The 12,984-nt window shown below is 71.0% G+C and carries 13 protein-coding genes; 3 read left to right on the forward strand and 10 right to left on the reverse strand.

Annotation, left to right across the window (positions count from 1 at the left end):
- On the reverse strand, positions 1–1,375 hold a 1,375-nt coding region (locus tag GD748_RS15975; RefSeq protein WP_152196465.1), incomplete at its 3' end, for an NAD-dependent malic enzyme.
- A 130-nt stretch (positions 1,376–1,505) separates the two neighbouring features.
- Here GD748_RS15975 and GD748_RS15980 point away from each other — a divergent pair.
- Positions 1,506–2,258 (forward strand): IclR family transcriptional regulator, encoded by a 753-nt coding sequence (locus GD748_RS15980; protein ID WP_152196245.1) that lies wholly within the window; start codon positions 1,506–1,508, stop codon positions 2,256–2,258.
- Positions 2,259–2,345: 87 nt separating this feature from the next.
- On the opposite strand, the gene pucL is transcribed toward GD748_RS15980, so the two are convergent.
- The 3 genes from pucL to uraD all read right to left on the reverse strand — a co-directional run bounded on the left by pucL (position 2,346) and on the right by uraD (position 4,230).
- Entirely contained in the window at positions 2,346–3,299 is a 954-nt protein-coding gene (gene pucL, locus GD748_RS15985) for a factor-independent urate hydroxylase (RefSeq protein ID WP_152196246.1), read from the reverse strand.
- Positions 3,300–3,391: 92 nt separating this feature from the next.
- A complete protein-coding gene (gene uraH / locus GD748_RS15990) occupies positions 3,392–3,730 on the reverse strand; it encodes a hydroxyisourate hydrolase (RefSeq protein ID WP_152196247.1) in 339 nt (112 codons plus the stop codon).
- Positions 3,727–4,230 carry a 2-oxo-4-hydroxy-4-carboxy-5-ureidoimidazoline decarboxylase gene (gene uraD, locus GD748_RS15995; protein WP_152196248.1) on the reverse strand — a complete coding sequence of 168 codons (504 nt, stop codon included), beginning with the start codon at positions 4,228–4,230 and terminating at the stop codon, positions 3,727–3,729. The genes uraH and uraD overlap by 4 nt, the downstream gene beginning before the upstream one ends.
- 335 nt (positions 4,231–4,565) lie before the next feature.
- Here uraD and GD748_RS16000 point away from each other — a divergent pair, with 335 nt between their 5' ends.
- Positions 4,566–5,114 carry a DoxX family protein gene (locus tag GD748_RS16000; protein WP_152196249.1) on the forward strand — a complete coding sequence of 183 codons (549 nt, stop codon included), beginning with the start codon at positions 4,566–4,568 and terminating at the stop codon, positions 5,112–5,114.
- 123 nt (positions 5,115–5,237) lie between these two features.
- Here the strand turns inward: GD748_RS16000 and GD748_RS16005 are convergent, their stop codons facing one another.
- From GD748_RS16005 to GD748_RS16025, 5 genes are all read right to left on the reverse strand, one after another.
- The gene (locus GD748_RS16005) at positions 5,238–6,458 is read right to left on the reverse strand and encodes an NAD(P)-dependent malic enzyme (RefSeq protein WP_226921468.1); all 1,221 of its coding nucleotides are present in this window, start codon (positions 6,456–6,458) and stop codon (positions 5,238–5,240) included.
- Between the two features lie 508 nt (positions 6,459–6,966).
- Positions 6,967–8,472: an Asp-tRNA(Asn)/Glu-tRNA(Gln) amidotransferase subunit GatB gene (gene gatB, locus GD748_RS16010; RefSeq protein WP_152196251.1), complete on the reverse strand. Its 1,506-nt coding sequence runs from the start codon at positions 8,470–8,472 to the stop codon at positions 6,967–6,969.
- Entirely contained in the window at positions 8,469–9,977 is a 1,509-nt protein-coding gene (gene gatA / locus GD748_RS16015; RefSeq protein WP_152196252.1) for an Asp-tRNA(Asn)/Glu-tRNA(Gln) amidotransferase subunit GatA, read from the reverse strand. The genes gatB and gatA overlap by 4 nt, the downstream gene beginning before the upstream one ends.
- Positions 9,974–10,273 carry an Asp-tRNA(Asn)/Glu-tRNA(Gln) amidotransferase subunit GatC gene (gene gatC / locus GD748_RS16020; RefSeq protein WP_152196253.1) on the reverse strand — a complete coding sequence of 100 codons (300 nt, stop codon included), beginning with the start codon at positions 10,271–10,273 and terminating at the stop codon, positions 9,974–9,976. The genes gatA and gatC overlap by 4 nt, the downstream gene beginning before the upstream one ends.
- Positions 10,274–10,474: 201 nt before the next feature.
- Entirely contained in the window at positions 10,475–10,894 is a 420-nt protein-coding gene (locus GD748_RS16025; RefSeq protein ID WP_152196254.1) for a pilus assembly protein CpaE, read from the reverse strand.
- Positions 10,895–11,043: 149 nt separating this feature from the next.
- On the opposite strand from GD748_RS16025, the gene GD748_RS16030 reads away from it, so the two are divergent.
- Complete coding sequence (locus GD748_RS16030; protein ID WP_152196255.1) at positions 11,044–12,336, forward strand: phospholipase D-like domain-containing protein; 1,293 nt, start codon at positions 11,044–11,046, stop codon at positions 12,334–12,336.
- A gap of 76 nt (positions 12,337–12,412) precedes the next feature.
- Here the strand turns inward: GD748_RS16030 and GD748_RS16035 are convergent, their stop codons facing one another.
- The gene (locus GD748_RS16035; protein ID WP_152196256.1) at positions 12,413–12,919 is read right to left on the reverse strand and encodes a GNAT family N-acetyltransferase; all 507 of its coding nucleotides are present in this window, start codon (positions 12,917–12,919) and stop codon (positions 12,413–12,415) included.
- Positions 12,920–12,984 lie beyond the last annotated feature (65 nt).

Raw genomic sequence — 12,984 nt, forward strand, 5'->3', positions numbered from 1 at the left:
GCGCCTCGGCGCGGACGGCCTCGGCGACGGCCTCGGCGACGCGGGTGTCGAAGACGCCGGGGATGACGAAGGCGGGGTTGAGCTCGTCGTCGCCGACGACCTCGGCGATCGCCACCGCCGCCACCCGCAGCATCTCGTCGGAGATGTGCGAGGCACCGGCGTCGAGCAGCCCGCGGAACAGCCCCGGGAACGCCAGGACGTTGTTGATCTGGTTCGGGTAGTCGCTGCGCCCGGTCGCCACCACCGCCGCGCTCTGCCCCGCCTCGATCGGGTCGACCTCCGGCGTCGGGTTCGCCAGCGCGAACACGATCGCCCCCTCGTTCATCCGCGCCACGTCCGCACCCGTGAGGATGTCACCGGCCGAGACCCCGATGAACACGTCGGCGCGGGCGAGACCTTCCTTCAAGGACCCCTCGAAGCCCTCGGGGTTGGTGTGGTCGATGATCCAGCTGCGGTGCTCGTCCCCGTTCCGCGTGCCGGCGTGGAGGGCGCCGTACCGGTCGAAACCGACGATGTTCCGGGCGCCCTGCGCCATCAGGAGCTTGATGATCGCGGTGCCGGCGGCGCCGACGCCGGAGACGACGATCCGCACGTCCGCGAGCTCCTTGCCCACCACCTTCAACGCGTTGATCAACGCCGCCAGCACCACGATCGCCGTACCGTGCTGATCATCATGGAACACCGGGATGTCCAGCTCCTCCCGCAACCGCCGCTCGATCTCAAAACACCGCGGCGCCGAGATGTCCTCCAGATTCACACCCCCGTACACCGGCGCCAACGCCTTCACCACCGAGATGATCTCCTCGGTGTCCTTCGTGTCCAGACACACCGGCCACGCATCCACATTGGCGAACTCCTTGAACAACGCCGCCTTGCCCTCCATCACCGGCAACGCCGCCGCCGGCCCGATATCCCCCAGCCCCAGCACCGCCGTCCCATCAGTGACCACCGCCACCGTGTTCCGCTTGATCGTCAACCGACGCGCATCCTCCGGCTTCTCCGCGATCGCCAGACACACCCGCGCCACACCCGGGGTATACGCCCGCGACAGATCCCGCCGCGTCTTCAACGGCACCTTCGCCGTCACCTCGATCTTCCCACCCAGATGCATCAAGAACGTCGAGTCCGACATCTTCAGCACCCGCACACCCTCGAGCGCGTCCAACGCCGCACGCACCCGCTCACCATGCTCACCATCAACCGTGTCACACGTGACATCAACAACCAGCTGCGTGTTCGTCGAGTGCGCGATATCCACCCCCATCACCGCACCCCCCGCCTCCGCGACCGCCGCCACCACCGTCGACGTCGCCCGCTGAGACGCAGGCACCTCCACCCGCAAAGTGATCGTGTAGCTAGGACTGGGCAGAGCCATGGGTGCTTCCCTTCGACTGATGACAACTGGTGACGTGGTTTCCGACATGTGGAAGACTACTTCTGCGGATCGGTTTCGTTGGTCCGCTAGACCCGCCGGGCGCGCCCGGCGCTGACGGGAAGGCATCGCGATGGCAAACGGCACCGCCGTGCAGTCGGTCGACCGGGCGATCGACCTGCTGGAGATCCTGACCGACCTCGGCGGCGAGGCGGCGCTGAGCGAGCTCGCCGGCAGCTCCGGCCTGCCGCTCCCCACGATCCACCGGCTGATGCGCACCCTCGTGGTCCGCGGCTACGCCCGGCAGCTGCCGTCCCGACGGTACGCGCTCGGCCCGCGACTGATCCGGCTGGGCGAGAGCGCCGGACGGCAGCTCGGCGCCGGCACCCGGCCGCACCTGGAGCTGCTCGCCCGTGAGCTCGGCGAGTCCGCCAACCTGGCGATGATCGACCGCGACATGGCCGTCTACGTGGCCCAGGCCTCGTCGTCGCACTCGATGCGGATGTTCACCGAGGTCGGCCGCCGGGTGTTCTGCCACAGCACCGGGGTGGGCAAGGCGGTCCTCGCGCAGCTGCCGGACACCACCGTCCGGGAGATCGTGGCCCGGGTGGGCATGCCGCCCGCCACGGACCAGTCGATCACCGACGTCGACGCGCTCCTGGCGGAGATGGCCCGGATCCGTTCCCAGGGCTACGCCATCGACGACGGCGAGCAGGAGGTGGGCGTGCGCTGCTTCGCGGTGCCCGTCCCCCACGCCCCCACGCCGACGGCGCTGTCCGTCTCCGGACCCGCCGCCCGCGTGACCTACGAGTTCGGCGAGAACGCCCTGCCGCTCCTCCACCGGGTGGCCGAGCAGATCTCCACCGAGCTGATCAGCGCCGGCTGACCGGGCGGCGTCCGGCACTCTGCCGCCCGCGTCGCAGGGCCACCGCATCGCGTTGCTCCTCACGGCGTCGACGGCGGTGCGTCGTCGTCAGCAGAAGCCGGTGACGCTGGCCCAGGCACGCGGCTCCGGGGCGGCGCCGGCGCGCTTGACCTCGCCCTCGATCAGCCCGTACGGCCGGTCGGCGGCGTAGAAGACCTCGTTCGGGTTCTCCATGCCGAACGGCGCGAAGTCGACGAGGAAGTGGTGGAGGTTGGGCATCGAGAACTTGATCTCGGCGATCTCGGGGTGCGCCTCCAGGACTCGCTTGCCCATCTGGTACAGCGTCTGCTGGAGTGCGTACGAGTGCACGTCGGCGAAGGTCTCCAGCAGCACGCGGCGCACGTCCTCGTACACGGCGTTGAAGTCGACGTCGACGCTCGAGTAGCGCCAGCGCGCGGTCACCGAGGTCGCGAGGATGCGGTCGTCGGTCTCCACCAGGGTCGTGTACCGGTCGCGGGGGAAGCCGTGGAACTCCGAGCCGGTGGACTTCAGGACCGACAGGTCCTCCAGGCCGGCGACGACGAAGACCTCGTCGCCGTCGCGCTGGACGACCGCCGTCCGGGTCTCGGTGCCGCCCTTGACGAAGGAGTGGTTGTGCTCGCCGTCCGCCGCGTCGTCCGTCAGCGAGGTGGGGATGCGCGCCCAGCTGTACTGCTTGACGCCCCAGCGTCCGCCGGTGACCCAGTCGAAGGAGGACGTGAAGTGCTCGGCGAGGCGCATGGCGAACTGCTCGGGCGAGGCGATGCCGTCCTTCGCGAGCGCGAAGATCGTGTTCTTCTGGGTGTCCGTGGCCACGACCGGAGAGTTGTCACCCTCCGTGTGCGCGACGCCGAAGTCCCCGCGGAGCTGTGAGGTCACCGACAGGTCGGTGATGCGGTGGCGCGGCGTGTCCCGGTCGACCTTGACCAGGCGGACCTCGGCCTTGCCGTACTGGTTCTCGCCCAGCACGATCGTGTCCTGCTCCGCCGCTGCGCCGACGGTGGTCGTGCTCGTGTCGCTCATCTCTAGCTCCTTCGGTAGTGGTGCGACTGCTCGTGCTGCTCGCTCGTACGTGCTTTCCTCGGTCCGGCCGCCCTCGCCCGGCCGGCGTGGGCTCAGCTGCCCCGGTAGGTCGAGTAGGCGTACGGGCTGAGCAGGATCGGCACGTGATAGTGCCCCTGCCCGTCCTCGACGCGGAAGTCGATCGTGACGGCGGGGTAGAACGCGGGGCGGTCCTGCGCGTCGAAGTACTCGCCGGTGGCGAAGACCAGGCGGTACGTGCCGGCCTCGAGCGCGTCGGGTCCCAGCTCCCGGTTGCGTCCGTCGGCGTCGGTGACGCCCGCGGCGATCTCGGTCAGCCCGTCCTCGTCGTGGCGGGACAGCGTGAGACCCACGCCGGCGGCGGGGACGCCGCGGACGGCGTCGAGGACGTGCGTGGTGACGTGCGAGGTCATGCCAGCTCTCCCTGGAGTCTGAGGACGGCGATCTCGCGCAGCTGCTCGGCCGCCGTCCGGCGTTCGGTCTCGGGGTCGTGGGTGAGTCGCTGGTCCAGCGCCGCGAGGATCTCGGCGGCGCTGCGCCCGGCCGCCCGGATGAGGAAGACGTGACCGAAGCGGTCCTCGTACGCGCGGTTGCCCTCGCGCAGGCGCCGGGCGACGTCGGTGTCGGCGGGGTCGACACCGGACTGCTCGCGACGGGAGTGGGCGGCGTCGCGCGCCTGCCCCTCGGCGCGCTCACCGATGCGTGGGTGACGGGCGAGCGCGGCGTCGACCTCGCCGTCGGTCCAGGGCTCGGCAGCCGTGCGCGCGGCCCGCAGGGCCGCCTCGACGTCCGCGTAGGGGCGGCCGGCGGCGACCTCGTCCGCCCAGCGCGGGACGTCGGCACAACCGAGCAGCAGCCGGCGGACGGCCTCGTCGGAGGCTGTGTTGAACCGCTCCAGTCCTGGCGATGTCATGTGGGTCCGTCCGCCGCCTGTCGATCGACTTCGATTTCACTCAATGGAAGTTTCGTTCCAACCGATGGCAGTACACTCCCCCGCGCCGCGGCTGTCAAGCAGCTCGAGGTGGTGTCGACCGTCCGCGGTCCGGCCGGATGGTGTCGACCGTCCGCGACTCCAGCCGGATGGTGTCGACCGTCCGCGACTCCAGCCGGGACGGAGGAGGGGACGGGCCTCACGGCCGCAGGGACGACGGGCGGGGCCCCGACCGGGACGAAGGCCCCGCGATTCGGGCGAGAACCGCGTCCATGCTGTGCGTGAGACGTCATCCCCAACGTTCGAAGGAGACCGTGATGGCCACCACCACTCAGCACCGTCCCACCGCCGGCAGGATGTACCAGGAGGAGATCGTCTCCGCTGCCGGCGCCCGCAAGACCCTGGCAGCCGGCCGGATCATCATCGGCTGGGTCTTCCTGTGGGCCTTCCTCGACAAGACGTTCGGCCTCGGTTTCACCACCCCGGCCGAGCGTTCCTGGATCAACGGCGGCGAGCCTGCCCAGGGCTACCTGGACAACGCCGTCTACGGTCCGTTCACCGACTTCTTCCAGATCTTCTCGAACCCCTTCGGTGACTGGCTCTTCATGCTCGGACTGCTGGGCATCGGGGTCGCCATGATCACCGGCGCCGGCCTGAAGATCGCCGCGATCACCGGCACCCTGCTGATGTTCTTCATGTACCTGGCCGCCCTGCCCTTCGTGGGTGAGCCGGGCACCAACCCGGTCACCGACTCGCACTGGATCGAGGCGTTGGTCCTGATCATCTCCGCCGTCACCCTCTCGGGCGACACCTGGGGCCTCGGCCGGTGGTGGGCCGGCAAGGTCGGCAACGGCTGGCTGCGCTGACCGTCTGACCCTCCCGGTCCCCGCTCCCCCGGTGACCGCGACGGCCCTGGTCCTGCGACCAGGGCCGTCCGGCACGCTCCCCGGTACCGACCAGGCTCGGGCAGCGGTACCGGCGCGGCCTGCTCAGGCCGAGGGGACCGCGGTCGCCTGCTCGTCGAGGTGACGCTGCGCCTCGGCGCGGACGGCCTCGGCGACGGCCTCGGCGACGCGGGTGTCGAAGACGCCGGGGATGACGAAGGCGGGGTTGAGCTCGTCGTCGCCGACGACCTCGGCGATCGCCACCGCCGCCACCCGCAGCATCTCGTCGGAGATGTGCGAGGCACCGGCGTCGAGCAGCCCGCGGAACAGCCCCGGGAACGCCAGGACGTTGTTGATCTGGTTCGGGTAGTCGCTGCGCCCGGTCGCCACCACCGCCGCGCTCTGCCCCGCCTCGATCGGGTCGACCTCCGGCGTCGGGTTCGCCAGCGCGAACACGATCGCCCCCTCGTTCATCCGCGCCACGTCCGCACCCGTGAGGATGTCACCGGCCGAGACCCCGATGAACACGTCGGCGCGGGCGAGACCTTCCTTCAAGGACCCCTCGAAGCCCTCGGGGTTGGTGTGGTCGATGATCCAGCTGCGGTGCTCGTCCCCGTTCCGCGTGCCGGCGTGGAGGGCGCCGTACCGGTCGAAACCGACGATGTTCCGGGCGCCCTGCGCCATCAGGAGCTTGATGATCGCGGTGCCGGCGGCGCCGACGCCGGAGACGACGATCCGCACGTCCGCGAGCTCCTTGCCCACCACCTTCAACGCGTTGATCAACGCCGCCAGCACCACGATCGCCGTACCGTGCTGATCATCATGGAACACCGGGATGTCCAGCTCCTCCCGCAACCGCCGCTCGATCTCAAAACACCGCGGCGCCGAGATGTCCTCCAGATTCACACCCCCGTACACCGGCGCCAACGCCTTCACCACCGAGATGATCTCCTCGGTGTCCTTCGTGTCCAGACACACCGGCCACGCATCCACATTGGCGAACTCCTTGAACAACGCCGCCTTGCCCTCCATCACCGGCAACGCCGCCGCCGGCCCGATATCCCCCAGCCCCAGCACCGCCGTCCCATCAGTGACCACCGCCACCGTGTTCCGCTTGATCGTCAACCGACGCGCATCCTCCGGCTTCTCCGCGATCGCCAGACACACCCGCGCCACACCCGGGGTATACGCCCGCGACAGATCCCGCCGCGTCTTCAACGGCACCTTCGCCGTCACCTCGATCTTCCCACCCAGATGCATCAAGAACGTCGAGTCCGACATCTTCAGCACCCGCACACCCTCGAGCGCGTCCAACGCCGCACGCACCCGCTCACCATGCTCACCATCAACCGTGTCACACGTGACATCAACAACCAGCTGCGTGTTCGTCGAGTGCGCGATATCCACCCCCATCACCGCACCCCCCGCCTCCGCGACAGCCGCCACCACCGTCGACGTCGCCCGCTGAGACGCAGGCACCTCCACCCGCAAAGTGATCGTGTAGCTAGGACTGGGCAGAGCCATGTGGGGCGACCTTTCGACGTGTGACGGAGGTCGCAGTTTATCCCGGCAGCGCCGGCCGGCAGCCCACCGCTCCGTTCGGCGGCGTGCCGTGCGAGCGCGACGGCACATCTTGTCGGTGGCCCGCCCGGGTGGGACGGCGCGACCCGGCCCCGCGATGCGCGGATCCCGCGGCGTCGGTGGAGCGGGCGCTCCTGGAGTACGGGGCTCGCCGGCCGATCGCGCAATGCGCCGTGGGAGGTCGGGAGGACAACGGACGGCGGCCCCTCCCCCTGCTCGGGAAAGGGGCCGCCGCCAGTCGGTCGGGCGTCGGTCAGCCGATACGCGCCATCAGGATCTCGCGCACCCGGGCGGCGTCGGCCTGACCCCGGGTGGCCTTCATGACGGCACCGACGATGGCCCCGGCTGCCTGCACCTTGCCGCCGCGGATCTTCTCCACGACGTCGGGGTTGGCGGCCAGCGCCTCGTCGACGGCGGCCTCGAGCGCGCCGTCGTCGGAGACGACCTCGAGCCCCCGGGCGACGACGACCTCCTCCGGCGAGCCCTCGCCGGCCAGGACGCCCTCGAGCGCCTGCCGGGCGAGCTTGTCGTTGATGCGGCCGGAGTCGACGAGCCTGGTGAGCTCGGCGACCTGCTCCGGGGTGACGGCCAGCTCTTCCAGGCCCACGCCCTCGCTCTTGGCGGTGCGGGACAGCTCGCCCATCCACCACTTGCGCGCGGCCGCCGGGGCCGCGCCCGCCGCGACGGTGGCCTCGACGAGGTCACCGGCACCGGCGTTGACGAGGTCGCGCATCTCGGCGTCGGTGAAGCCCCAGTCCCCCTGCAGGCGGCGACGGCGCACGGCCGGCAGCTCGGGCAGGCTCGCGCGGATCTCCTCGACCCACTCGCGCGGCGGGGCGAGCGGCACCAGGTCCGGCTCGGGGAAGTAGCGGTAGTCCTCGGCGTCGGACTTCACCCGGCCCGGTGACGTGGACCCGGAGTCCTCGTGCCAGTGGCGGGTCTCCTGGATGACGGTGCCGCCCACGTCGAGCACGCCCGCCTGGCGGGAGATCTCGTAGCGCACGGCCCGCTCGACGGAGCGGAAGGAGTTGACGTTCTTGGTCTCCGTGCGGGTGCCCAGCGGCGAGTCCGGGGTGGGCCGCAGCGAGACGTTGACGTCGGCGCGGACGTTGCCGCGCTCCATCCGCGCCTCGGAGACGCCGAGGGTGCGGAAGATGTCGCGCAGGGTGTTGACGTAGGCCCGCGCCACCTCCGGCGCCCGCTCACCGGCGCCCTCGATCGGCCGGGTGACGATCTCCACGAGCGGGATGCCCGCGCGGTTGTAGTCCACCAGCGAGTACTCCGCCCCGTGGATCCGCCCCGTGGCGCCGCCGACGTGGGTGTTCTTCCCGGCGTCCTCCTCCATGTGGGCGCGCTCGATCTCGACTCGGAAGACCGTGCCGTCGGCGAGCTCGACGTCGAGGTAGCCGTCGTGGGCGATGGGCTCGTCGTACTGCGAGGTCTGGAAGTTCTTCGGCACGTCCGGGTAGAAGTAGTTCTTCCGGGCGAAGCGGCACGTCTCGGCGATGGTGCAGTTCAGCGCCAGCCCGATGCGCACCGCGTACTCCACCGCGGTGCCGTTGACCACCGGCAGGGCGCCGGGCAGGCCGAGCGAGACGGGCGTGACGGCGGTGTTGGGAGCGGCACCGAAGGTCTGCGGGGCGCCGTCGAACATCTTCGACGCCGTCCCCAGCTCGACATGCACCTCGATGCCCAGCACGGGGTCGTAGCGGCGGACCGCCTCGTCGTAGTCGACGAGGTCGACGGTGTCGGTGCTCATCGGGCAGCCACCTCCAGCTCGGGGGCGCGGTCGAGGATGGGGCCGCCCCACTCGGCGGTGAGCAGGCGCTCGAGCACGCCGCCCACCCGGTACAGACGGACGTCCTCCCGCGCGGGCGCGAGGACCTGGAAGCCGACCGGCAGGCCGTCGTCGGACAAGCCGGACGGCAGCGACAGGCCCGGCACGCCGGCGAGGTTCGCCGGGATGGTGGCGACGTCGTTGAGGTACATCGCCATCGGGTCGTCCAGCTTCTCGCCGAACCGGAAGGCGGTGGTCGGCGCGGTGGGCGAGACCAGGACGTCCGCCTGGCTGAAGGCGGCGGCGAAGTCGCGCTGGATCAGGGTGCGCACCTTCTGGGCCGAGCCGTAGTAGGCGTCGAAGTACCCGGCCGAGAGGGCGTGGGTGCCCAGGATGATGCGGCGCTTGACCTCGTCGCCGAAGCCGGCGCCGCGGGTGGCGGCCATCACGCGTTCGGCGGTGAGCGGACCGTCCTCGGGCTCGACCCGCAGGCCGAAGCGCATGCCGTCGAACTTGGCCAGGTTGGAGGACGCCTCCGCCGGCAGGATCAGGTAGTAGGCGGCCAGCGCGTAGTCGAAGCTCGGGCAGGAGACCTCGACGACCTCGGCGCCCGCGGAGCGCAGGAGGTCCACGGAGTGCTCGAAGGAGGCGCGGACGCCGTCCTGGTAGCCCTCCCCACCGAGCTCCTTGACGATACCGACCCGCAGCCCGGTGAGGTCGCCGGAGCGGGCGGCGTCGACGTAGCCGGTGGCCCGGCCCGCGAGGGAGGTGGAGTCGAGCGGGTCGTGGCCGCCGATGACCTCGTGCAGCAGGGCGGAGTCGAGCACGGTGCGCGAGACCGGGCCGGCCTGGTCCAGCGAGGAGGCCAGGGCGATCAGCCCATACCGGGAGACCCCGCCGTAGGTGGGCTTGACGCCGACCGTGCCGGTGACGGCGGCGGGCTGACGGATCGAGCCGCCGGTGTCGGTGCCGATGGCCAGCGGCGCCTCGAAGGCGGCGACGGCGGCCGCGGAGCCACCGCCCGAGCCGCCCGGGATGCGTCCGAGGTCCCAGGGGTTGCGGGTGGGGCCGTACGCCGAGTGCTCGGTGCTCGACCCCATGGCGAACTCGTCGAGGTTGGTCTTGCCGAGGATCGGCATGCCGGCGGCTCGCAGCCGCGTCACGAGGGTCGCGTCGTAGGGCGGGACCCAGCCCTGCAGGATCTTCGAGGCTGCGGTGGTGACCTGCCCCTTGGTCACGACGACGTCCTTGACGGCGATCGGCACGCCGGCGAGCTCGGCGAGCTCGTCCCCGGCCGCGCGGCGGGCGTCGACGTCGGCCGCGGCGGCGAGCGCCTCGTCCGTGTTGACGTGCAGGAAGGCGTGAACGTCGGTGTCGACGGCGGCCATCCGGTCCAGGTGCGCCTGGGTGACCTCGACGCTGGAGACCTCCTTGGTCCGGAGCAGCTCGGCGAGCTCGGCAGCGGTGCGCCGTGTCAGGTCGCTCATGCGTCCTCCCCGAGGATCTGCGGGACGACGAACATGCCGTCGCGGCCCGCGGGAGCGCCGGCCATGACGGCGTCGACGTCGAGGGTCTCGACCACCGCGTCCTCGCGCATGACGTTGGTCAGCGGGATGGGGTGGGAGGTGGCGGGCACGTCGGGGGTGGCGACCTCGCTGACCCGGGCCACCGCCGAGGCGATGACGTCGAGCTCGCCGGCCAGCCGGTCGATCTCGTCGGGGGTCAGGGCGATCCGGGCCAGGGCCGCGACGCGCGCGACCTCGTCGGAAGAGATGGTGGACATGCACGCGAGTCTAAACGTCCGGACGCCCCGTCCGTCCGGTCCGGCGCCGCCGACGGACCGATGGGTCGGAACGACGTCGCCGATCGTCGCGACGCGGTCGTGCGCGGGCGCCGTGCCGGCCATCGCGTGGAGGGCGCGGCGCATGCGGCACGACCTCGCAGCGATCCGGACGGCGAACAGGTCGTCCTGGTGTGGCGGCGGTCAGTCCGAGGAGCGGCCGATGAGGTCCAGGAGCGCGAGGGCGTACGCGTCGGCCGCGTTCTCGGCGGCGTGCTCGGCGACTCCCGGCCCGCTCGTGCCGGGCGGCGTCGTCGTGACACGGAAGAGTCCGTCGTCGCGGTCCAGGCCGCGGAAGGTGCCGCCGAGGAGCTCGCGCAGCTGGTCCTCGCGGGGCAGCCACAAGGTCTCCTCCAGCGCCACGGAGTCGAGCGCCCACTCGGTGGTGCCGTTGAACCCGAGGATCGTGCCGGTCGGGTAGGTGTGCGCCTCGACCGTCATCTCGGAGAGGGTGAAGACGTCGCCGACCAGCCCGGGCTTGTCGATGGTGAAGCGGTCACCGGCCTCGGGATGCCAGCGCAGCCCGGCGGCCTGGAGCTCGACGGCCAGCTCGAGAGAGATCATCCGTCCAGTATCGACGCTCCGAGAGCACCGGGGCGACCCGCGCGCACCGGGGGCGACCTGGTCGCACCGGCCCACCACGGGCGGCGGCGCTCGTGCGGGCACGCCGCCCGGAGTTCCCGCCAGTCTCACGTGTCCCTTAGGTTGGCGACATGCCGCTCCGCAGCCGACTGGGCCACGCGATCCTCGACCTTCAGCACATCAGCCGTCGCGACGTGTGGCGTGCGGTCCGGTGGTACGTCGGCGCGGTCGCGACCGTCCAGGCTGCTGCGATCACCACCGTCGTGACGGTGGACCGCATCCGCAAGCGTCGCGAACCCCCGACCGGTGAGTTCCCACGCACCGCGCCGGCGACAATTCCGGTCGCCGACTCGACGGTCACGACCTTCACGTACGGCGCCGACCTGTACGAGGACATGCTCGCCTCGATCAGGAGCGCGGAGCGCACCATCTACTTCGAGACGTTCATCTGGAAGTCCGACGAGACCGGGCAGGCCTTCAAGGACGCGCTCCTCGCCGCGGCCCGTCGCGGCGTCGACGTGTACATCGCCTTCGACAGCTGGGGCAACTTCGTGGTGCCGCCGTCGTTCAAGCGCTTCCCGGAGCTGGCGAACCTGCACGTGCTGCGGTTCCCGTTCTTCCGCCCCGGCCTGCTGACGATGAACATCCGCAAGACCGGCCGGGACCACCGCAAGCTCCTGGTCGTGGACGGGGCGATCGGCTACGTGGGCGGTTACAACATCGGGTCCCTGTACGCCACGCAGTGGCGCGACACCCACCTCCGGGTGGACGGCCCGTCGGTCTGGGAGCTGGAGAACGCGTTCGTCGACTTCTGGAACGACCACCGCAGGCGCCGGCGTCACCCGGAGATCCCCGACCAGGGCGCGAGATCCTGGGACGCGCGGATCCGCTCGGCGCAGAACGCCCCGGCCCGTCTGCTCTTCCCGGTCCGGGGCATCTACCTCGAGGCGATCGACCGGGCGCAGGACCACATCTACATCACGCAGGGGTACTTCATCCCGGACCGGGAGATCCTGAACGGTCTGATGTCCGCGGCGCGTCGCGGCGTCGACGTCAAGGTGCTCATCCCCGAGGTGTCCAACCACGTGATCGCGGACTGGGCAGCGCGTAGCTACTACAGCCGGCTCCTCGAGGCCGGCGTGACCCTGTGGCTGTTCCAGGGGGCGATGGTCCACGCCAAGACGATGACCGTCGACGGGCGGTGGACGACCGTGGGGACCACGAACATCGACCGGCTGTCCATGACGGGCAACTTCGAGATCAACCTCGAGCTCTACGACGACGACCTGGCCGCGCAGATGGAGTCGATCTTCGCGACCGACCTGACCAACTGCCGCGAGCTCACCCGGGAGGAGTGGCAGAGCCGCAGTGCGCTCGAGCGCGTCTTCGAGCGCATCCTGCGCCCGCTCGGTCCGCTGCTCTGAACGCTGCCGGACGCAGACCTTTCGTTGCCTCGTCGGTGCGCTGACGCTCGGTGGGCGTCGTGATACTGCCCCTGGCTCAGAGCGCGAGCTCGTAGAACCACATCTGCGGGTGCCCCTCCCAGTAGCCGACGTAGTCGCGCGCCGGGTCCCGGCGGTAGCCGAGCCGCTCGTAGAGGCGGTGCGGCGTGCGTGGCCCGTCGGTGGTCACCACCGAGAGCACGAGGGCTGGGTAGCCGTGCTCCTGCGCCCACTCGGCCGCGGCGCGCAGCAGCACCTCCGCCACGCCCCGGCGCTGGGCCGTCGGATCGACGGCGAGCATGCGCACCTCGAGCTCCTCGTCCCGGGCCAGGTCCGCGTACGGGCCGCCGGCGGCCGCCAGCGTGAGCGAGCCGAGCACCTCGCCCCCGGCGCGCGCCACGAGCACGACGGTCTCGGCGGCCCGGCGCGCGACGTCGCGCAGGACGGCGGCGTACTCGTCGCTGAGGAGCTGGACGCCGGCATAGGCGGCGACGCCGATCTCCCCGATCCTGGAGAAGTCCTCGGGGCGGGCGGTCTCGACGGTGATGCGGACGGTGTGCTGCACCGGCCCATTATGGCTGGACCGACGCAGCGCCTTCACGGGCCGGCGCAGCCACGGGGCCGTGAAAC

It is taken from the genome of Georgenia subflava (assembly GCF_009193155.1).
Lineage (GTDB): Bacteria > Actinomycetota > Actinomycetes > Actinomycetales > Actinomycetaceae > Georgenia > Georgenia subflava.